This window comes from Paraburkholderia sp. CNPSo 3076 (genome assembly GCF_026343935.1).
GTDB lineage: Bacteria > Pseudomonadota > Gammaproteobacteria > Burkholderiales > Burkholderiaceae > Paraburkholderia > Paraburkholderia nodosa.
In genome coordinates this window covers 234392-256780 of the sequence record NZ_JAPMAL010000001.1, presented here as the reverse complement: position 1 = coordinate 256780, position 22389 = coordinate 234392, and the positions used below count along the sequence as shown (strand labels likewise).

Annotated in this window: 11 protein-coding genes; 10 read left to right on the top strand and 1 reads right to left on the bottom strand. The window is 59.6% G+C overall.

Annotation, left to right across the window (positions count from 1 at the left end; translation table 11 throughout):
* Nucleotides 1-3 precede the first annotated feature (3 nt).
* The 8 genes from M3A49_RS01180 to M3A49_RS01145 all read left to right on the top strand — a co-directional run bounded on the left by M3A49_RS01180 (nucleotide 4) and on the right by M3A49_RS01145 (nucleotide 17593).
* Complete coding sequence (locus tag M3A49_RS01180) at nucleotides 4-5349, top strand: DEAD/DEAH box helicase (protein WP_266227159.1); 5346 nt, start codon at nucleotides 4-6, stop codon at nucleotides 5347-5349.
* On the top strand, nucleotides 5346-8192 hold the full coding sequence (locus tag M3A49_RS01175) for a helicase-related protein (protein WP_266227158.1): 2847 nt from the start codon (nucleotides 5346-5348) through the stop codon (nucleotides 8190-8192). The genes M3A49_RS01180 and M3A49_RS01175 overlap by 4 nt, the downstream gene beginning before the upstream one ends.
* 24 nt (nucleotides 8193-8216) lie before the next feature.
* A complete protein-coding gene (locus M3A49_RS01170) occupies nucleotides 8217-12641 on the top strand; it encodes an Eco57I restriction-modification methylase domain-containing protein (RefSeq protein ID WP_266227157.1) in 4425 nt (1474 codons plus the stop codon).
* A gap of 8 nt (nucleotides 12642-12649) precedes the next feature.
* Nucleotides 12650-14635: a hypothetical protein gene (locus tag M3A49_RS01165; protein WP_266227156.1), complete on the top strand. Its 1986-nt coding sequence runs from the start codon at nucleotides 12650-12652 to the stop codon at nucleotides 14633-14635.
* A 469-nt stretch (nucleotides 14636-15104) separates the two neighbouring features.
* Nucleotides 15105-15542: a hypothetical protein gene (locus M3A49_RS01160; protein WP_266227155.1), complete on the top strand. Its 438-nt coding sequence runs from the start codon at nucleotides 15105-15107 to the stop codon at nucleotides 15540-15542.
* A gap of 143 nt (nucleotides 15543-15685) precedes the next feature.
* Entirely contained in the window at nucleotides 15686-16180 is a 495-nt protein-coding gene (locus tag M3A49_RS01155; RefSeq protein ID WP_266227154.1) for an SOS response-associated peptidase family protein, read from the top strand.
* 310 nt (nucleotides 16181-16490) lie between these two features.
* Complete coding sequence (locus tag M3A49_RS01150) at nucleotides 16491-16625, top strand: hypothetical protein (RefSeq protein WP_266227153.1); 135 nt, start codon at nucleotides 16491-16493, stop codon at nucleotides 16623-16625.
* 383 nt (nucleotides 16626-17008) lie between these two features.
* Nucleotides 17009-17593, top strand: a complete 585-nt coding sequence (locus tag M3A49_RS01145; protein ID WP_266227152.1) for a hypothetical protein — start codon at nucleotides 17009-17011, stop codon at nucleotides 17591-17593.
* On the opposite strand, the gene M3A49_RS01140 is transcribed toward M3A49_RS01145, so the two are convergent.
* Nucleotides 17590-18030: a hypothetical protein gene (locus M3A49_RS01140; RefSeq protein WP_266227151.1), complete on the bottom strand. Its 441-nt coding sequence runs from the start codon at nucleotides 18028-18030 to the stop codon at nucleotides 17590-17592. The genes M3A49_RS01145 and M3A49_RS01140 overlap by 4 nt on opposite strands.
* A gap of 56 nt (nucleotides 18031-18086) precedes the next feature.
* Between M3A49_RS01140 and M3A49_RS01135 the strand changes: the two genes are divergently transcribed.
* Together M3A49_RS01135 and M3A49_RS01130 are read left to right on the top strand one after the other, a co-directional pair.
* The gene (locus M3A49_RS01135) at nucleotides 18087-20648 is read left to right on the top strand and encodes a hypothetical protein (RefSeq protein WP_266227150.1); all 2562 of its coding nucleotides are present in this window, start codon (nucleotides 18087-18089) and stop codon (nucleotides 20646-20648) included.
* Entirely contained in the window at nucleotides 20641-22344 is a 1704-nt protein-coding gene (locus M3A49_RS01130; protein ID WP_266227149.1) for a hypothetical protein, read from the top strand. The genes M3A49_RS01135 and M3A49_RS01130 overlap by 8 nt, the downstream gene beginning before the upstream one ends.
* Nucleotides 22345-22389: the final 45 nt, after the last annotated feature.

Below are 22389 nucleotides of genomic sequence, written 5' to 3'. Positions count from 1 at the left end.
CAAATGGATGTCTTTGAGTTTCGCGAAAAACTCGTCGCCGATTACGCGACCTTTACGCGCAGTTTTGCGCGTATCCAGTCACCAGACATCAAGGCCTTTGTCGACAAGGCCTATGACTCGGAGCGTTATTGGCCCGCTCCACTCGTTCAGGTCAACCCCAATTTCAAGACGGGGCAGACCGTAGAGTCACTCGCGACGTCGGGCAAATTGCATGCCGATTGCGCCGGGATATTCCGGGCTGGAAAGTCGGCGTCGAGCCCTGGAACTTCGCTCACCCTTTTCCAGCATCAGGAAGAAGCCATCGGGTTGGCTCAGCGCGGCGAAAGCTACGTTCTGACGACGGGGACCGGTTCTGGCAAGTCGCTCTCCTATTTCATTCCGATGGTCGACGCCATCCTGAAAGCGAAGGCCGTCGACAGCGCGCCACGCACTCGGGCCATCGTCATCTACCCGATGAACGCGCTTGCCAACAGCCAGCTCGAAGAACTCGGCAAATTCCTCGACGACTATGGCGACCATCCCCCAGTGACATTTGGTCGATATACCGGACAGGAGGATGACAAGGAGCGCCAAACGCTGGCCTCGAATCCTCCCGACATCCTGCTGACGAACTTCATGATGCTTGAGTTGCTCATGACGCGTCAGGACGACAAGGACAAGGCGGTCATCCGCAATGCCCACGGGCTTCGATTCCTGGTGCTCGACGAACTGCACACGTACCGGGGCCGGCAGGGCGCTGACGTTGCGTTGCTGGTCCGCCGCGTTCGCGAGGCGCTGGCTGACGACCTTCAATGCATCGGCACCTCGGCCACCATGGCTACCGCCGGCTCCGAGCAGGAGCGGAACGAGAAGGTGGCCGAGGTCGCAGGTCGCCTCTTTGGAACCCCCATCGGCGCCGCGAACGTCGTCACGGAGACGCTGCAGCGCGTCACGCCCGAGCACCGGCTGGTTGAACATATCCGGGGCGACCTTGGCAACGCGATTCGGGCAGGGCTTCCGGCCAACCCGTCATTTCCGTCGCTGGCCGCCCATCCGCTCGCCATTTGGGCGGAGTTGAACCTCGGACTGACGCGCGATGAGGGGAAGTGGCGTCGGGCCCGCCCCAGCACGCTCGAGGACGCCAGCAAGCAACTCGCCGCCGATGCCGATGTCCCGCTGGACCTCGCGCGCGCCACGCTGACCGAATTCCTACTGCTGGCCTACCGGACGACCGACAAGCCGGTCAATGAAGGCGGGCGAAGCCTCTTTGCATTCAAGCTGCATCAGTTCATCTCCGGCGGCAGCAAGGTGTTCGGGACTCTGGAGCCGGCAGGCAAGCGCTATCTGACACTGGATGGCAGTCAGTTCGTTCCCGGAGAGCGCCATCGCCGGCTGTTCGCCCTGCATTTTTGCCGGGAGTGCGGCCAGGAGTACGTGCCGGTCTGGGACGAAAGCGCCTCAGGCAGCCGGGTGTTCAATCCGCGAAGCATCGACGAGCGTACACACGACGACGAGGATATCAAGAGCGGCTATTTCATGCCAGATACCACGGGAATCTGGGATGACACGGAAGACCGTTATCCCGAGTCCTGGGTGGAGCAAAAGAAAAACGGTGACAAGAAAAACGGTGACCTCAAGGTCAAATCCACCTACAAGCAGCGGAAGCCACAGCATGTTCATGTTGATACGGAAGGCCGTCACGTTTCCGACGGCACAGCGGGTTGGTACATTCCAGGCAGCTTCGGTTTCTGCCTGAGTTGCGGCGTGGTGCATCAAGCGGCGGGCAAGGAGTCGCTGCGGCTGACCGGCCTGTCGGGCGAAGGGCGTAGCTCCGCCACGACGATGCTTACGCTCTCGGCGCTACGCTATCTCTATGAAGAAGATGCGCACATCAAGGACGAGGCGAAGAAGGTCCTCGGCTTCACCGACAATCGCCAGGACGCCGCCTTGCAGGTCGGTCACTTTAACGACTTCCTGCAGGTTCTGTTGCAGCGGGCGGCATTGCTTTCCTCGATTGAAAAGTCTGGCGGACAGCTCGACGAGGCTGCCGTGTCGCACGCCGTTTTCACCTCGCTGGGATTCGACCGCGATGACCCGGGTGTGCGTGCCGAGTACATGCAGGAACCGGACCTCAAAGGCAATCCGAGGCGCTTGGTGCAGGACGTCATGCGAGCCATGCTCGGGTATCGCGTGTTCGTTGACTTGCGTCGCGGCTGGCGATTTAACAATCCGAATCTCGAACAACTCGGCCTCGTCCGCATCGAGTACCTGGACATTGACGAACTCGCGGCCGATGAAAGCGCATGGGTGAAAGCGGAAGCGCCAGAGGTGCTTCTGGCAGCGTCTCCCGCTGTACGAAAGAGGCTTCTGATTCGGCTTTTCGATACGATGCGCCAGGGTCTGTGCCTGTCGTCCCGCTACCTGGACCCGACGGAACTCGACAAAGTCAACACAGCGAGTTTTAAATCTTTGCGTGAACCGTGGGGCTTCACCGAAAACGAAGCTCCGGTGACCGCCAGCTGGTTCATCACCACGGGCAAGCCGCGCGACGAGGACCCTCGCAACGTCGAGTATCTGGTCTCGGGTAGTGCGCGGTCACGCCTGGGTAAGGAAATCAAGCAGGCGAGCATGTGGCGCGAGACCGACGCGCAGGGCAGCAAGTTTGATAGTAAGCACGCCACCAAACTCAAGGACGACGACTACCAACTGATTGTCACAGCGCTGCTGAAGGCTGCCGAAAAGGGTGGCTATGGGCAGGTCATCTCGGAAGAGACCGAGTTTGGCATGACGGGATACCAGCTCAACAGCTCGAGTTTGGTGTGGAAGCTGGGAGACGGAGTAAGTGGCCGCAGTTCGGACGACAATGCCTTCTTCCGCTCGCTCTACGCCAATATTGCCGGCCTGCTCGGCAATCCCGTGCATCGTCTTTTCGATTTCGAGGCCCGCGAACACACCGCGCAGGTCGAACAGGATGACCGGCTCGAGCGTGAGGCGCGTTTTCGCTTCACGCAGAAAGACCGAGACGACTGGCTTCGCTCGAAGGGCAAACCACTCGAGTGGCTCCCGGTGTTGTTCTGCTCGCCGACGATGGAGTTGGGCGTCGACATATCGTCCCTCAACACCGTCTACATGCGCAATGTGCCGCCTACGCCGGCCAATTATGCCCAGCGCAGTGGACGGGCGGGGCGTGCGGGCCAGCCGGCACTGGTCATTACCTATTGTGCGGCCCAGTCACCACACGACCAGTATTTTTTCCGGGACCCGGTCCGCATGGTGCACGGCCAAGTTAACCCACCGGCGCTGGACCTCGCGAACCGTGAACTCATTGAGAGCCATCTGCACGCTATCTGGCTCGCAGAGACCGGCAAGAAGCTCGACAAAAGCGTGCGCGGGTTGCTCGATATGAGTGACCCTGATGCGCCGCTCACCGATGACTATCGGCAAGTGATGGATGCGGATGCGCCGCAAAAGCGCGCGCATCGACGCGGATTGCGTGTGCTTGCGATGTTGTCAACGGAACTCACCGATGACAAGGCGCCGTGGCTCACCGCGAATTTTGCAGACCACGTGTTTCGTGGAGCGTTCGCGTCGTTTGACAAGGCACTTAAAAGATGGCGCGACCTTTTTGCCGCCACCAAGCGGCAGATGGAAATCAACCAGGCGGTCATGAACCAGCCGTCGGCGTCCGAGCGTGAGCGTCGCGATGCCAAGCAGCGTCACGACGAGGCGTTTCGCCAGCAGTCGCTGCTGCTGCAGGAGTCGGGCTCAACGAACTCCGACTTTTACACATATCGATACTTGGCGAGTCAGGGATTTCTGCCTGGCTATAACTTCCCGCGCCTGCCGTTAATGGCCTACATCCCGGCTCGCAAGGGCAAGATTGGGCGCGAGAACTTCCTGTCTCGCCCGCGCTTTCTTGCTCTATCGGAGTTTGGACCGTACAGCATCATCTATCACGAAGGCAGCCAATACCGGGTTACCCGCGCGATGCTCTCAGTCGCTGCAGAAGACCAAGTTTCCGTTGGCGCTCGCCTCACGACTGAGGTCGCGCGCGTATGCCCGGCGTGCGGCTATGGACATTTCCGCGGTCAGCGAGACGCGGACCGCTGTCTCTCGTGCAACAGCTTGCTCCCTGATGCCGATGTGGTCCAGAACCTCTACCGCATCGAGAATGTCTCAACGCGCCGTGCTGACCGCATTACGGCCAATGAGGAGGAGCGGGTGCGGCAAGGCTACGAAATGCAGACTACGCTCCAGTTTGCCGAGGAAGACGGCCGGTTGCAGGTCAGACATGCGGTCATGGAGGATGCCAACGGTGTCGTGCTTGAGCTTCAGTACGGAGCCTCCGCGACCGTATGGCGCATGAACCTCGGATGGAGACGCCGCAAGAAAAAGTCTCTGAAGGGCTTCAAGATTAACCCGGTGACCGGTCACTGGATGGGCGGTGTAGATGATGCAGGTGAGGCCGAGCCGGATACGGCTGCCGACAAGACGCCGCCTCAGGACATCGTCCCCTACGTTGAAGACCGACGCAATGTCCTCATTGTCCGGCCGCAGGAGAACTTGGACCTGAAGACCATGGCGACACTGCAGTACGCGCTCAAGCGTGGCATCGAGGCCATCTATCAGCTCGAAGAAAGCGAACTGATGGTGGAGCCGCTGCCCAAGGCGGACCTGCGCCGCTCTATCCTGCTCTATGAATCGGCAGAAGGCGGTGCCGGGGTGCTTACCCGGATTGCGACCGAGCCGGGCGCGTTGGCCCGTGTCGCTGCAGAAGCACTGCGCATCATGCATTTCATTCCGCCCGAAGACGGTAACTGGCAGGCACCGCCGACGCAGGAAGTGGACAAGGATGGCAAGCCAGTATGCGAAGCCGGCTGCTACCGGTGCCTGCTCTCCTACTATAACCAGCCAGACCACGTGAACGTCGACCGCCAGGACGTGGACAACGATGGCAAGGTACTAGATATTTTGTGCCGCCTGACCCATTGCCAGGGCTCCGTCGGTTCGTTCGGCCGAACCCCTGACGCCCAGATGGGGGAACTGCAGCGCATTTCCGGCAGCTCCCTTGAGCAGGCGTGGCTCGAGTACGTCCAAACACATGGCTACCGCATGCCGGACCGCGGACAGGAGAGCATCGCCCGCTGCAATACAATGGCGGACTTTTTTTACGAGGATTGGAAGGCAGCCATCTTTATCGATGGGCCCCACCACGAGACGTCTAAGCAGCTCGAGGCAGATGCGGCAATCAACCAATGCCTGGACGGCGCCGGTTTTTTCGTGGTGCGCTTTCCGAAAGATGCCGCGCGCTGGCCAGACATCTTTGCGGCACACGCTGACCTCTTTGGACCTGGAATTCACAGACAATGACCGCTCAGCCCTCGTTTCAGCCCGGCAGCCTCGTTTCCGCGCGGGGCCGCGAATGGGTCGTCCTGCCCCAGTCAACGGATGACACGCTACATCTTCGCCCCCTCGGGGCAAGCGAAGAGGATGCGACGCTTATCTACCTGCCTATCGAGCCGAATCCTGTCGGACCTGCGACTTTTCCGTGGCCCACTGTCGACCAGGCGTCGAATTTTGCAGCGGGCAAATTGCTACGCGACGCGCTGCAGCTGAAGTTGCGCATGGGCGCCGGGCCATTCCGCAGTTTCGGCAATATCGCCGTCGAGCCGCGAGCGTACCAGTTGGTGCCGCTGCTAATGGCGCTCAAGCAGGACGTGGTGCGCCTGCTCATCGCGGACGATGTGGGTATCGGCAAGACAATCGAGGCAGCTCTCATCGTCCGTGAACTCCTTGACCGGGGTGAGATTTCGCGCCTGTCGATACTGTGTCCGCCGCACCTATGCGAGCAATGGCAACGCGAGCTGAAAGAGCGCTTTCACATCAACGCGGTGGTCGTGCGCGACACCACAGCGGGGCGCCTCGAGCGTGGCTTGCCGGCTAACCAGTCGGTCTTCGAGGCCTACCCATTCACGGTCGTCAGTCTCGATTACATCAAGTCGGACCGACGTCGCGATGAATTCCAGCGCGCCTGCCCGGAGTGTGTGATTGTCGATGAGGCCCACACCTGCACGCACAGCGGGCAGGGCAAGCAGCAGCGCTATCGGCTTTTGAAGGGGCTGGTGGAGAACCCGAATCGGCACATGGTTCTCCTTACCGCGACGCCACACTCGGGGGATGAAGAGGCGTTCTATAACCTTCTTGGTCTGCTCAAGCCTGAATTCCGCACGTTGATGGACACCCCTTCCGATAGCCGGAAGGCGCTGCGTGAGGACCTGGCGAACCACTTCGTCCAGCGCCGCAGGCCTGACATTGAGGAGTGGCATGACGGCGAGCTGTTTCCCGAGCGCTTGAGTGCCGAAATCACCTACCACTTGACCGGCGACTGGGGCAAGCTTTTCGATGACGTGCTGGAGTACGCCCGTGAACTCGTTGCACGGGCCGAGGGTCAGGGGGCGTTACACCAGCGCATGAGTTGGTGGGCGGCCTTGGCGCTGCTGCGTTGTATCTCCTCATCACCGGCTGCGGCCGTCAACGCATTGCGGACACGCCTGGAAGGGCGAACGCTTCCCGGGCAGGAGCTAGCGGTAGATTTGACGCTCGAGGAGGCTGATGAACAGGGGCGGGAGCGCGTGCTCGACGGCGTCGAAGATGACCTGACCACCCAGGACATCGAGCCGGGCGCAAGAACAGAAGATGACGCGCTCCTCGAGGAACTCGTCGCCCGAGCCGAGCGTCTTTCTGGCGCAGCGCGAGACCCCAAGCTCAAACGCCTTATCGAACAATTGAAGGAACTGACCGGGGCGGGTTTTCAGTCCGTCGTGTTTTGCCGCTACATCGCGACGGCTCACTATGTCGCCGAGCACCTGCGCGCCGCCTTTCCGCGCCATCAGATTCAGGCAGTGACCGGAGAATTCACACCTGCCGAACGCGAAGCGGCTGTCGAAGCAATGGGCACCGCGGACACGCGCATCCTAGTGGCCACCGATTGCCTCTCCGAAGGCATCAACCTGCAGAATCTCTTCACCGCGGTTGTCCACTACGACCTTTCATGGAACCCGACCCGTCACGAGCAGCGCGAAGGCCGCGTTGACCGCTTCGGTCAGAAAGCGCGTGAGGTTAGGATGACGATGCTTTACGGTCAGGATAACCCGGTTGATGGCGCGGTGCTGCAAGTCATTCTTCGAAAGGCCGAGAGCATCCGTAAGGAACTCGGGGTGCTTGTGCCCATGCCTGATGATGACGGTAAGCTTACCCAGGCACTGGTGGGCGCGGTGCTACTGCGAAAGGGGACTACGACCACGAGAATGCCACAGCTCGGTTTGGATTTCGGCGCGCCAGAAGAAGCTATCGATACGGCATGGACGTCCGCACGTGAAAAGGCCTCACGGAACCGGACGCTCTTTGCGCAGCGCCGACTCAAACCGGAAGATGTGCTGCCTGAGTGGCAAAAGACGCTCGCGGTGGTAGGTGGCGAGGCGGATGTCGAACGCTTCGTCAATCGAGCTGCTGTGCAGCTCGGGGCGCCGCTTGAGCAGAGCAGCCAAGGGGGCGCCGCGCATTGGAAACTCCACGCCGCTAGCATGCCGCTGGGGGTACGTGACCGGCTGGAGCGGGAGGGAATGGAGGGGTCGTTGCACATTAGCTTCCGTCAGCCGCCCGCACCGCGTGCCCAGTTCATCCATCGCACCCATCCCTTGGTGTCTGCGCTGGCCGATTATCTCCTCGAGACTGCGCTGGACGGCGGTCGGGACGCCGTCCAGCCGGGCGCGGAGGCTATCGCCCGCGTGGGCGCCATCTTCACGGAAAGGGTGGTGACGCGGACCACGGTGCTTCTGATTCGTTTGCGCCATCAGTTGACTGTCGCACACCGAGGTAAGACTCGGCTGTTGCTCTGCGAGGAAACGTTGGCCGTCGGCATGCAGGCGGACGATGTGGAGAATCTGCTCGATGACGCATCCGCGCGTGCGCTCATGGCGGCCGAGCCCAGCCGTAACATGCCGCCCCCGCTGCGAAATCAGCATATCCAGCGTGCGCTCGACCAGTTGTCCAGCTGGGCCCCCGTGCTCGAGAACCTTGCCCGCTTACGTGCGCAATTGCTGCTGGAGGACCATCGACGCGTTCGCACTGCATCCGACGCCCGAGGCGAGTATCGCGTTACGCCTAGTCTTCCTGTCGACGTGATTGGCGTCTTCGTTCTTATTCCGGCCTGAGGCCAGTCACAAGTTTCAATCAAAATGGCTCGACGTCTCCAACACGAACTCGCCTTTCCCGCGCTTGCCATCGAAGGTGGCTTGCTGGCACCGGATTTTCTGAACAAGATAGCGCGCTTGGAAGCGCCGGAGCAAACCGAATCAGACTACGACGCCCCGCGCGGGCTCAAGCTGCGTGATGAAATCGGCCGGTACTGGAAAATTGCCCAGAATATTTGGCAGGACTTCCAGGTCATGCGCAAACGGACGGATGTCGACGCGTACGCGGTGACAGAGCGAGACTTCCTCGAACCATTCTGCCGCCAGGTGCTCGGATTCGTGGACCTGCGACCAGTTGGCCAGGTGGTCCTCGATGAACGTATCTTCCCCATCGGATTCAGCGCAAGCGACGGTCGTGTTCCGCTGGTGTTCTCGTCCCATGACCAGCCGCTGGATAAACCGGGCAGCCGTCATGGCGACGGCGTGCGCCGACGTTCCCCATTTCTGCTGGCACAGGAGTACCTGAACGCCAGTGACCGGTCAATGTGGGCTGTGGTCAGTAACGGACTAGAGCTTCGCATTTTGCGGGACAACCCAAGTCTCACTCGTCCCGCATACGTTGCAGTTGACCTCGAGGCCATATTTCAAGAGGGGCTTTACCCGGACTTCACAGCCCTGTGGTTGCTCGCCCACGCGACCCGTTTTGGCAAGGTAGGAGCCGAGTCCTCCGACTGCCCGCTGGAGCGATGGCGAAATGCGGCCCAGGAAGAGGGTGTTCGCGCTCGGGACCGGTTGCGGATTGGTGTCACCGAAGCACTGCGGGCACTCGGAACCGGATTCATCGCGCACCCTGAAAACTCGGAGCTCCGACAGCGAATCCAGGCCGGGCAGCTTTCCACACAGGCATTTTTCGAGCAGTTGCTGCGGCTGGTTTACCGATTTATCTTCCTAGCCACTATCGAAGACCGTGAACTTGTGCACACACCTGACGCGGACGCTGAGGCAAAGAACCGCTACATGCAGGGCTACAGCATTCACCGATTGCGCAAACTTGCCGCGCTTCGGCGCAGCTATGACCGGCACAGCGACCTGTGGAAAGCGTTCGCCATTACTTCGTCTGGCTTGGGAGTGGGGCAGCCTGCGTTGGGACTACCTGCACTAGGAGGCTTGTTCGAAGCAGAACAATGTCCCGACCTTGACGACGCCGCTCTTGAAAACCAGGCACTACTCGAGGCGCTGTTTAGTCTGTGCTTCTCTCGGGACGGCGCGGCGCTCTCACGTGTGAACTACCGGGACATGGACTCGGAGGAGCTAGGTAGCATATATGAGAGCCTGCTTGAACTGGTTCCGGTTGCCACCTTGGTTGGAGGTGCGCGCACGTTCGGGTTCGTAGGCGATAGTGACAAGGGTAGCACCAGGGGTAACGCACGCAAGCTCTCGGGTTCCTATTACACGCCCGACAGTCTCGTGCAGGAACTTATCAAAAGCGCATTGGACCCTGTCATCGAGCAGACGTTGACCGCGAACCCGCAGGAGCCTGTCAAGGCGTTGCTTGGATTGACGGTTTGCGACCCCGCATGTGGTTCCGGGCACTTCCTGCTCGCCGCCGCGCGCAGGATTGCGGAGGAGGTCGCGCGTCTCAACGCTTCTGATGGCAATCCTCTTCCCGCGGATTACCGTCATGCGTTGCGGGATGTGGTGGCCCATTGCATTTACGGTGTTGACAAGAACCCCATGGCATTGGAACTGGCGCGGACCGCACTGTGGCTGGAGGCGTATACGCCTGACCGTCCATTGACCTTCCTTGACCATCACTTGCGATGCGGCGACGCATTGCTCGGAGTGCTTGACCCCGTAATTCTGGAAAGTGGTATTCCGGACAAAACTTTCAGCGAACTGTCCGGTGACGACAAGGGTGTCGTTAAAGCGATTAAGAAAGCGAATCGCGAGGCGCTGAAGGCCATTGAGAAGGCTCGTCAACAATCGCAGCACATGCTCAGTCTTGGGTTCGAGGCCGATAGCGCACTTGCTGCACTCGAAGCGCTGCCCGATGACACCTTGGCCGCATTGGATGCAAAGCGCTCGGCCTACCGCGATGTGGAGGCGCGCATCGCGACCTCGCGCGGACGGCTCGCCGCAGACATTTTTGTCGCTGCATTCGTTATGCCGAAAACGGCTGAGACGGAGCGTAGCGTGCCGACCAGCCAGGACTTGTGGCTCGTGTTGAATGGCAGTGACCCTCGCCCTGGCGTGACCGTGGCCGCGACGGAAGCAGCGCGCATCGCGCAGGCATTTCACTGGTGGCAGGCGTTTCCGCAGGTCAAGGCAAAGGGTGGCTTCGACGTTCTGTTAGGCAATCCGCCCTGGGAGCGTATCAAACTGCAGCAAGAGGAGTTCTTTGCTCCCCGTAGCACACTGGTAGCCGAGGCTCCCCACAAGGCAGAGCGGGAACGGCGTATTGCATTGCTCGCGGAGGGCATGCTTTTACATTCGCTCTACCCCGATGTCGAAGCGGCACAGGGGCTTGTACCTCCAAACCATGTGGAACAGCAACTCTATGCAGACTTTATGGCCGCGCGCCGCAGAGCAGAGGCCGCGAGTGTGTTTGCACACGATGCCGGTCGCTACCCATTGACCGGGGTGGGCGACGTCAATACTTACGCACTTTTCGCTGAGACTTTCGCGCAGCTTATGAGTGAGACCGGGAGAGCTGGTTTCATCGTGCCTACCGGCGTCGCGACCGACGCTACCACCAAGGCCTATTTCGCGGATATATCCCAGCGAGGACGCTTGGCTAGCATCATCGGGTTTTGGGAGATTCGCAGGCACTTCCCCGATACAGATAGTAGGGACCCGTTCTGTCTACTCACTCTTGGTCAGTCCCAGGACGTCGAGTTCGTATTTCAGGCTAAAACCATTAGTGATACATACGATGCTCGCCGGCGATTTTCTCTTACGCCGGACGATTTTCGCCTTATCAATCCTAATACGCTGACGTGCCCTGTATTTCGAAGCGAGCGCGATGCCGGACTGACAAAGAAAATCTACAAGTCCAATTCCGTGCTCAAGGGAAATGGGAGCGCTTCCGGGTGGAACGTGACACTCCGAACGATGTTTCACAAATCCGCTGACTCGGAGGCTTTCATCGAGAGCGAGGCAGCGGCTGTGGTTAACGCATTACCTCTATACGAAGGGGGATTCGGGCATCAGTTCAATTACCGATATTCCGAGTTTCAGGATGGGAAAGAGGTCGCGGTCGATAAGGCCCGTTTGAGGCAAATCGACTTCTTCCCGAATACGGAGTGGTACGTAAGTGTCGAAGACTTTTCACGCAAGTCAGAATCGATGCGCCTCGATGTGTTGGCGCCGTGTAAGTCTGCGTTTCTTGGCTTCAGACGCGTCGCGAGAGGCACGGATGAAAGAACTGCCATCGCTTGCATTTTTCCGTGGCTACCTGCGTCAAATGGTTGGATATTGACCCTCGGAGTCGACGCGCGCCGGATGGCGGTCCTATGTGCCGCCTACAATAGCCTTGTGTTTGATTACCTTTTACGAACATCGTTGAGCCAGCCCAGTATTCCTCAAGGGACGTTTGAGCAAGTTGCTGTGCCTGCGATTGACCGCTTCACCGATGCCGACTTCGCATTCATAGAGTCGCGGGTCCTTGAACTTTCTTATAACACTCGTGCCCTTGAGCCATGGGCCCAAGAAATTGGCTACAAGGGAGAACCGTTCCCTTGGGACAATGCCCGGCGTGCAGTCCTGCGTGCGGAGCTGGACGCCTACTACGCCCGCCTCTACGGGCTGTCCCGAGATGAGCTTCGATATATTCTTGACCCCGCTGACGTAATGGGAGAGGACTACCCATCCGAAACTTTTCGCGTTCTGAAGAACAACGAAATTCGTGAATTCGGAGAATACCGGACCCAGAGGTTAGTGCTCGAAGCTTGGGACCAGCAGAGTGCAATGTCATTACAAGATACGCCGCCCGTTCCAGCCGCGCCGGTGCAATATTCCGAGCAAGGCTTGATTCGAAACGCAGAGGAGGCGAAGCTTGCGGGGCTCATCGCTGCGATGGTGGCGCTTTGTGCAGATGGCTGCTCAGTCTCGGAACTCCAATCTCTAATTGCACGCTCGGCTGCTGCGGCAAACCATCTGGAGCCGGTCGATGGACAGTTCCTTGTGTCGCTAATGAACACGCACGGGGTCTCGAACGCCTTCCAACTGCTGGAACGTGTGCGTCCAATCGTTCAGCGACTCGAAGCTGCAGCCGTACTTGAGCGTCAAACGAATGGTGAGGAGTCTACGTTCAAGCGGGGAACCGGAACACTCCCACGAGATGTCAGCCAGGTTGCGGAGTTCGCGGACATCGCTCGCTTGCTGTTGACTGCGGAGTCACGAAGGCTCGCGACAGAACGTGCAGCGACCGAGAGCATTTCGAAAACTTCGAAATCGACTGGTACAAAATAGGAGGCGTGATGACGCGCTGGCTCGACGGATACGAACCGATACGCAAGCTACCCCGGCTATGGGTCGAAACTGTTTGGTTGGTCGAATCTCGCGAGCCCTTCGTGCTGACTCGTGCTATCGAATTGCACCCAGGCCTGAACATCGTGTGGGCCAAGGAGCCGACTTCAAAAGAGTCCTCCGGTCTCTCCAGCGCGGGTCACGGGGTTGGAAAGACTTCCCTGTGCCTGCTCATGCGATATGTGCTGGGTGACGATGCGCCGGCCATCGCAACGTTGCGCGAGAAGGCAGCGGGTAGCTTTCCAAAGGGAGGTGTAGCGGCAAAAGTTCATATTGAAGGCGCTACATGGTTGGTCTTTCGTCCTTATGGTGCCTACAGTCACTCGTTAGCTTCGCAGTGCGACGAACTGGAGCAGCTCCTTCAAGGGGACGTCCCGAAGGATTTCTCGCAATACATCAATGCACTGGAGCAGTTTTCGATAGGCCGCCTTACTGTGCAGTCGTTGCCCGGCACGAACCAAGCGTTCAAATGGCGCCATCTGCTCGCTTGGTGCATTAGGGACCAGAGGACACGCTTCGACGGGTTCTACCACTGGCGAGACGGCGAAGGCCTTGGCTTCACACGCCCGAGGCGTGACCCTCCGATGTTCGTTGGCTCCGTACTAGGACTCGTGGAGGCAGGATTGGACCGACTGCTTCGTGAGGTTGAATCGAAGCAAATCCAACTTGACCAGGTCAAGGAACGAATTCCTGAATTAGAGCGTGCACCAGCGTTCGCGCTCGCTCATGCCGAACGTCAGCTCCGCATGCGCCTTGGCGCCGGAGAGGATGAGTCGTTGTACGAATCGACCGTTGCTTGGTCCCTCGAATCCCGCGTGCGTGCCGCTGTGGCAGATGCGAAGCAGGAAGAAGCCGGCTTGGAGGTCGATGGCGAGCAAGCCGAAGAGCAACTTGCTCAAGAACAAATTCAACTCGCGAACCTGAATAAAGTGTTGCAGTTGGTAGAGGTCGAAGTAGGCATCGCGAAGTCACTCGTTGAAACGAATCGCGCCGATTTCGAACGATTAACCACGCTGCGTGACCAGTTAGAGGGGCTTGATGGCGGCCGATGTGAACACGGTGACGTAGAGTTCTCGGCGTGTCAGCACATTCAGAATCGGAAGAGTGCGGTTAGCATGACATGGCATCGAGACGGAAGGGAAGCGCGTGCAAACGCTCCAGAATTTGCACGGCAACTTGCCAGCCGAGAATCTCAATTGCTTAGTGCGGCAGCGGCCGTATCCCAACAATCGCAACGAATTTCGACCAAAAAGGCTGAACTGCGCCGGTTACGTGTTCGAATTGCAACGAGCGAAAGCTCTCGCGCCCTGCTGCAGAAGTCGTGGGATGAACTTCAACTTTTGCACTCGCAAAGAGCGCATGGTCTCGATTCCGCAGAATTGGTGCAAGCACGGAAACGACTCCAGGCGCTTGATTCGCAGCTAAATAACCTCAGAGCGTCGGTCGTGGGCCGACGCTCGCACCAATCCTCGAGGGAAGATGCAATCAAAACCTTGACTACGTCGGTATCGACTCGGCTGCTCGGGGCTGTTGGTCACGCCAAATTCGTGCCGGGCCATGAAATTCGGCCGTTTGAAGTTTCGCGTGGTGGCGAAGCGTACCAAGTGCTAGAGGTGCTCTTGGGCGACATTGTTTGCTTGCTCGACTCGGCCTTGTCAGAAACAAGTAACCATCCGGGCTTCTTGGTCCATGACTGTCCTCGTGAAGCCGACATGAGCGAACGACTGTACCGAGAATTCTTTCTTGTTGCATCGGAAGCAGCCGAGCAACTCGGGGAGGATGGCTCTGTTCCGTTTCAGTTCATTGTGACGACGACTTCACCGCCGCCCGAAGATGTTCACGGGGAGCCATACGTCGTACTGATGTTGGCGCCGGGTTCTGATGAAAAACTTTTGTTTAAGCGCGAGCTTGTTCCTGAATTGCCTGGCTTTGAGTAGGTCTCTTCGTCAAAAAAATACTGTATCTCTTGCGGCATCGTCGCCCTGTCTGACTTGCATCTCCCGCTGCTCTCGGAGGATGTGTGGTATCTATGGCATGAGTCCGCCGTCAGCGCACGTTGAGAAATTGGACCCATTGCAGTTGAGGTACGGCACGCTGAAGAATGGCGCACGCGAGACGTACATGCGCGATAACACGAAGGCTGTCTTTGCAGACCGGGAGGTCGACGCGAAAGAGTTGCGCCGCGCCCTGCGTGAGGTGCAGGAGAGCTTGAGGACGACGACGCCCATCTGAGGAGGGAGCAGCGCGGACGTCGAAACGTGACGCGTGCGGCGCGCGGGCTTCGCGCGAGTCCCGATTCACTGGCAGCAAGCGCGGCAGGTGCTTCGACAATTGGCCGTGAAATTATCCTCGGAAACGCATTGGCGATAGACTGAGGCATTCGCACTCCGTCACGGGAGCATGAGCATGACGTCACAAACCTGCAACCGCATCGACCTCGCGCTCGAGCAATTGGAGATGGCGCTCGACGCGTTCCTGGTGCGCCATTGTTTTGCGTCAGCCATCACGCTCGCCAGCGCGGCCGAACGTGTGCTTGGGCAGGCGTTGCGGCACGCCGGCAAGCCTGCGGTGCTGGACTGGAAATTCGAGGCGACAGACCTGGTGCACACGGCACTGCATGGCGAGTCGCTGGACAAGGGCGCATTCACGGATGCCGAAAATCGGGTTAGCAACGCGCTGCGGCACTTTGACAAGGCCGATGCGCCGGACTTCGAAGCCGACCTTGAGGAGGCCGCGTGCTGGATGCTAGTGCGTACTTGTGAGAATGCACATCGACTCGGGCTGACCGTGCGAGGCTTTGGCGCGTTCAACGACTGGTTCTACGAATACGTCGTCGGCGTGTGACAGCGCGATGCCAAGGATGAAGCGATGGCGGAAATAGTGGCTATGTGACGGCCTACGCCCGCCCCTTGACCTGCGTCTTGCCTCATTGCAGTTCGCGGGTCCTGCCGTGGCACCGACATTCCGTCACCGTCGCTCCCACTTCTATGTGCGCGAACTACGCAGCGGCGCGCCGCGACCGCCCTTTCAAGCAGTTCGGTGTCGAACCACGCAATAGCCCATGGCGAGACGAGGTATGCAAGGGCTATCCGGCACCAATTGTCAGGCGCCTGGGTGATGCTGAGAGAGCAGACGTCGCTACGTTCGGGATGGTGCCACGCGAGCACATCCCGCCCGGTGTCTGCGTCTTCTGCACGATGAACGCGCTTGCGGAACCGGTGAGCGAGAAGCGTAGCTTCAGTGGCGCGTGGAAGCTGCTGCAGTTGTGCCTTATCGCGTGCGAAGCGTTCTACGGGCCCAATTACGAAAGCGGTAAAGCTGTGCGACGGCGCATCAATATGGTCTCCGGCGAACCGTTCGCCATTGGGCTATGGCGCGAGTGGGATGACGGTGCCGTACGCAAGGCGCTGTCGTTCACGATGCTGACCGTCAATTCAAGCGAGCATCCGGTCATGAGACGGTTCCACAAGCCTGGTATATAGATTCATCGGTTACTCCGCCGCGAGTTCGAGCGCAGGCAAGATTTTGCCCAGACACGAGCCGAATCCGACGTCGGTAGGCATCGCCCTGGCACCAGGTAGCGCTCGTCGCGCTGCGAGTATCAGGCGTGCGCCGCCTAGCACCCCTTCCTTGGTCAGCAGCATTTTGAGCCGGTGTTCGCTTCACCTGATGCCGGCCCCCAATAGATGTGTAAACCATATGTAAATTGGCTTTCCCTTATCGAGGCCTGATGCACATTACGTTGCACCAGGACTTCCTCGCCAGAGGAACTGGAACATTTGGAGCAATCTCATGCAGCAACTTTTCCTGAGCAGTCTTTGCCTGACTTTGATGTATCGGCTTTTGGCGCGTGCGCTTAAGCAGGATGGCACAGTGTTTTTCGTGCGTGCGGTGTTGATGCTGGGCGCTGCGGCGCTGTGTAAATAGGGAGTCGGCCGTCTTCGGACGGCCGTTTCCGCAGGATGAGCTTCAGGACCTACCGGTTGTGCCGCCTTGCGCGGTCAAATGACGTCGCGAGGAGCCTATTCCGTACGCGGAAGAGTCGGCTAGAGGCATCAATGGGGCGTCATCGCATTTCCTGCCGACGGGGGGATACGAGTTGAGCCGATGAGTGCCGCCGGCATACGAGGCAGTTCCACACGTTGACCCTCGAGGCCAGCGTGAACTGAAAGTGCGATTCCGCTACGTCGCTGACCCTCGAGTGTCAATACGTGGCCCTACTCGAACATGGTGCGAGAACAACAACAACGTTAACGCGACCGCCATTCGCCGTCAAATTTCGCTTCCTACACACTCGACTGGAGACAAATATGCCGCGCCGCCCGACGCCGGAGATTATCTGCGCCCGCCTGCAGAAGGCCATCGACGAGGTCGCCATGCCCGACGTTCCGCTCGATGACCGGTACGTCCGAACCTATCCCGAGATGCTGAGTGATTTCGCGCAGGCGACAAAGAACGGATGGACGGCCGAGCGCGTCGCGGAGTGCGTCAAGCTCGTTTACACGTGGATACCGGCGCGCGGCGAGCTGCGTATTAACATGGATGTCGCCGAACAAATCGCGACCGAGTTGAATATCGGAACCAATACTGGCCGCCTGATTAAGCTGGCCAGTGAACTCGCGAAAAACTCCATGGTGAGCGGCTCGAAGTTTTTGCACTTTTACGACCCAGCCCGTTTCCCCATTACGGACAGCTGGTTGCAGGAGCTCAGCGGCAAGCCCGACATTCTATCTCATCAGGGCCGGCTGGCACTACGATGCGACTGCATGGGCGTGAGCGAATCGAACTCTATCGTAGCTGTTGCGCAGGCGTCCGCGCGTAACCCGCAGTTAATTCGCGTCCCCGTGTTGTCTCCAGGACTTCAATTTGGACAACACTCGCGCACCCGAATCTAGATGGCGCGTTTTGAGATAGTTGGCCTAGAGCGATTCGCCGCTGCGAACGAATGCGAAGAACTGTCCGGCAGTGAGGAAGGTGACCGGCTCTGCTCTCGTTTAATCATCCAGATTGCTGATTTATCCGAGTTTTCTTTCGGAACCACCGCATCGCTCTTCGATACGCTTGGCGGGGCCGGGCACGCTTCGGCATGCATCAAATCCGCTGGGAACAGGTTGAGAAATGAGCAGGCCTCATCCATCGAGCAGCTGGTGAGCCAGCCCTGGTTGTCGGTCGGTTGCACGATGACGACCGAACGGTTCTCATCACCAGGCTTATGGAAGCGCTGCATCAGCGGGTAACCGCGACGGTGGCCCTTACGCGCCCCTGCCAAGCGTAAAATCTCGAAAGATTTTGCCGTAACGAAAGCTTCTTTCCCGAACATGGGAATGAACAAGTGTGAGAGACCATGCGGACTGCGCCGCCGAGCGAAGCCGCCCGAGGACCGGGGTTATGCAAAAAACATTGTTATCGCTTATCCAGGAGGCGAAGCCGCGTCGCGCGCTCTTCACCACCTATACGTTTAGCGTCTTCTGGTTTGAGACGTTCGTGCTGCCGACACTACGTAACTGTGGGTGCGAGCAGATTGACGTGCTGATTGATTCACGTGAGGCGCAGCGCTCGACGGAAGAGGCAACCAGCTTGTACGCGGGGACCGCGTATCGCGTCATCCCGGTGGAAATGCAGGGGAGTGCCGTGTTCCACCCGAAGCTCGCGTATCTGCAAGGGGATGCGTATGACAGCTTGGTGGTAGGGAGCGGCAACCTGACGCTGGCTGGATACGGCAAGAACCTGGAGGTGCTTGATGCCGTCAGCTCGCAGACGTCGCCGGGGGTGTTTGCAGAGTTTGGGGCGTTCATCGGCGCACTCCAGGCGGCGCAGGACTTCTCGCCCCAAAACAACAAGGTACTCGACGGGTACCGCCAACGCGCCCAGTCGGTGCATGAACGCTCTCTCGGGCGCGATAACGGGCCTCGGAGCGTCTGGCTCGTTCACACGATGGAGGTGCCGGCAGCCGACCAGTTCGCGGTGCTCGCGGAGCACATCCGCAACCCGGAACGACTGACCGTCCTTTCGCCTTACCACAGTCCGTCTGGCGCGCCGGTCCAGAACCTCGCTGACGTGGTAGGCGCCGTCAGCGTGCGCATCGGCGTGCACGCCAAAACGCGCGTAGTCCCCCTCGACGAGAACAAGATGGTGTTCACCGCCGACGTAGGATACGTCGCGGCAGATACGACAGACCCGTATCGGTTCCCCCATGCGAAGTGCTTCGAGCTGGAAGGCGAGAATGGCGCGCTGGTGATGGCTGGTTCGGTCAACGCGACTTCGCAAAGCCTGGAGTCCACCGAAAACGTCGAGGTTTCGCTCGTTCGTTTTCTGAAAAAGTCGCCTTTCGAGTGGATGGATGTGGAGCCGACTGGGTTTGAGGCGTGCGACTTCTCGCAGGTCGGCCACAGCGGAAAAGCGTACTCACTGCAAGCGACGTGGACCTCCGGCCAGCATATCGTGGGTGCGATTGCGCCAGCGCCCGGTGCGATGGTTGTGGAGTTGTCCATCTGGGATGGCCCGAGATGCCTCGAGGTGATACCTGGCGTAGAGCTCGCGGAGAACGGTGCTTTCCGCGTGCGGATGAAAGATTACTTCGAAACGGAGCGCGCGCTGAGACTGGTGTTGCGCGTCGACGGGATTGAAGCCGCAACCTGGTTGAATCTAGACTTCGCGCTCACGGCCGACGAATCCGAGCGTGCGTTGTTGCGAGCGGCGAACCGGATGCGCGCGGGCGATTACCATCTCGATGACATCGAGGCGATATTCAAATGGCTCCAGGGGCTGCAGACGAAGTTTCACGCACCTCCATTCGCCAGCGGTGGCCCTACAGCAGGGGATTCCCGGGAGAAGGCGGAATCTGCACCACAGCCCCAACTCAGTTACGAAGATTGGCGAAACAGCGTCGAACAGTTCGGCGCGTTCGCGCGGTCGGCGGACGTCGCGCGCGTGTCACTGGAGGCAGCGTTTCGCTGGCTGAATCGGGACCTGGACGCGCTGGCGAGCGACGCTGCGGACGAAAGCGGGGCGTCGCAGTCCGGCAAAGCAAAGCAAAAGTCAGCGCCACTGACGAAAGGGCGTCGTATGACGCTGCTGACGTCTGACCGTGCCGAGTACGAAGATGAAGGTGATGAACCAGGCGAAGAGGAGCAACGCGCGGCAGCCGAGGAAGAGGGTAAGTCGCTGTTCCAGCACCTCATCGAAAACCTGCCGCTCGCCCTGGCGCGTGATGCACAGTCGCCCATCGTTCCGATGATGGTTGAGTTGGCGGGGTGTGCGGTGCTCAAGCGCGCATTCGCGCATCGCAACGCGGTCAAAGGTGTGCTTCCGCCGGTCGAGCCGCTCGTTATCGACGTGTGGCTCCAGCAGTACGCTGCTTTCCCCTACAGCCCAGATAACCGGGAGCGTTTGCTGCCGTTTTTCTGTGCAATGGCGTGTTGCGCGGCACATTACCACGACAAATCCGAATGGCCTTCGCTGAAGGAGGCGATTGAGCGTCTGGCGGGCCGCGTCCTCGCGGTGGGAGAGATGGAAGCACTCGCGCGCCTTGCACTCGCGTCGCCGCGCTTCCTGCGGGTGCCAGCCGAGGACCGGGAGGCTATCGCGACGAGCGCGGCGGCCGTACAGGACTGCACAACGCTGAGCGCACACCTGATGTCGCTCCTCATCCGGCTTTGCAATGGTGAGCAACCGCTTCCTCGACTCGACGCGCCCTATGTCGAGGTATTCAGGGCGCTTCGACGCGCGTTAGACCACCGGAACAAGCCATTCCCGTTTGCCATCCTTCGAGGAACGGTCAGCCATTGTTTGTGCGGATTCACACTGCAATATGGTGATGCAAGCGCACTTCGCCAATCCCGCGTTTGGGTCTGCGGGTCGTGTAGCCGGCCGCTCTTCTATGAGCTGGACGCTGCCCATCTCGAACAGAATGGCCTCGCGGGCCGCTTCAAGGAGGTTCGCAATGCTTAATCAGCCCGTATTCACGCAGTACATCGACGACACCCAGTCCGTCGACCCGCTGGGCACGGCAACCTCCGTTGAGGCGCTCTACCGTTCCATCTTTCCGGGCATCAATAATGCCGTCGAGTACATCCGGGTCTACTCGGCAATCTGCTGGATGGTTCGCCAGATTGACCTCGCTGCCCGCAACGCACGAAACCCCGATATCCCGGCGCTGTCGGCAGCCGGATTGGAGAAAATCCAGTTGTTGCTCACCTGGTACAACGTGACCGAGAGAGTTAGCGGACTGGCTGGCGCTGACCGGACGTGGCCGGACGATAACAGTCGAGTGACGCTAAATTTCGAGTCCATCCCCGGCACACAAACGGCAAAGCGGCTGGCCGTTGACCCCGACTATGAGGTGCGTGACGGTGGCGCACATTTCCTCACCGCACCGCAATATCGCCCGAGCCTGGTGCGAGGCATGCGGTTTATGGAGGAGGTGCCAGCGGCGCCCGGCACGTACCGATTGACCTTCGCAGGGGAGGCGCTTGCCGAGGCCTACGAGGAAGCAATCAAGCATCACCCCCGACGGGATTGGCTCGCGAGCGTCACGCAGCTCAGCATCCGGCGCGATGAAATGCTGCTGCTCGGCGATTTGCTTGACCTGCGCGAGCCGACAGAAGGCGAAATGGCGGCGTTTGTAAGTCAGTTCTATCCCGATGAGGGTGATGAGGTGGCGGGTGTGCGGTGGGAAAACCGGTGGGCGGGCCTGACGCTGGCCCTTCGCGCGTTGCAAGCTGAGCTGCCGACTGCGAGAGCGGAAGGCTGGCGCGGCGTCCCCTTGAACGCAGTGCGCTTCACGATGGCCCGTGGAATCAGTCTCGCCGGAATGCCGCTGAATCTCAATGAAATTGAAGAAGTGCAGGGATGGTGGGGGAATCTGCAACTTCGCCAGTATGTCCGCCTGGCGATGGAGACGCTCGGCCGCCTGGTGCAGTATTGGATTCACGACGCGGTGGTGAACGAGAAACCGCGAGATATTGCAGACTGCGCGGATAGCCTCGGCGTGCGGCTGAACGAAATCCTGCGCGCGGACCGTCGCGATGGCAATGTGAACGTGCTGGCGACCGAGCTTGTAGCGCTTCAGGGCGCGCACAGCAGCTTCTTTGAAGCTTCACCGCACGTCAAGGAACTTCGGCTTGAGGACATGCTCGAGCGCCTGTTGGCGGTGTGCAATTTCAGGCCGGGCACAGAGGACGCGAAGCTCGCTTTGCGCGAAGTCTATATTGCGCTCGTTTACAGCGCCGTCGAAGCTGAGAATTTGCTGACGAATCAGTTCGTCGAGCAAGAGTTCGATAACGACCGGATTTCGCTGACGGCACTCCGCGAAGTCTTGGCGCAATATCGCGACAACACACCGGCCGCGTTCCTCGCTCACATGGTGTGTTACTACGTCATCCTGCTCCACTTCTCCGTGGTTCGGGAGCGCACTTACGACGGCCGCAACAGGTTCTTCTTCATGCTCGGAGATAACGGGCTGGAGCGCGTGACGTCTAAGGGCGATGTGGGCGGCGTTGGGCTGATGCAGGACCGTCTCTACCACGCCATGCTGCTGCTCGCGCAGTGCGGCCTCGTCACATGGTTCGAGGACGACACTTGGGGGCTGACGGAGACGGGGCGCCGAACGCTGCGCGGCACGGAAAGCGCCGCGCGGGCCGCCTGATGGTGGAAGTGTGGTCTGCCGTTTCACGTAGACCGCTCCGAAGCC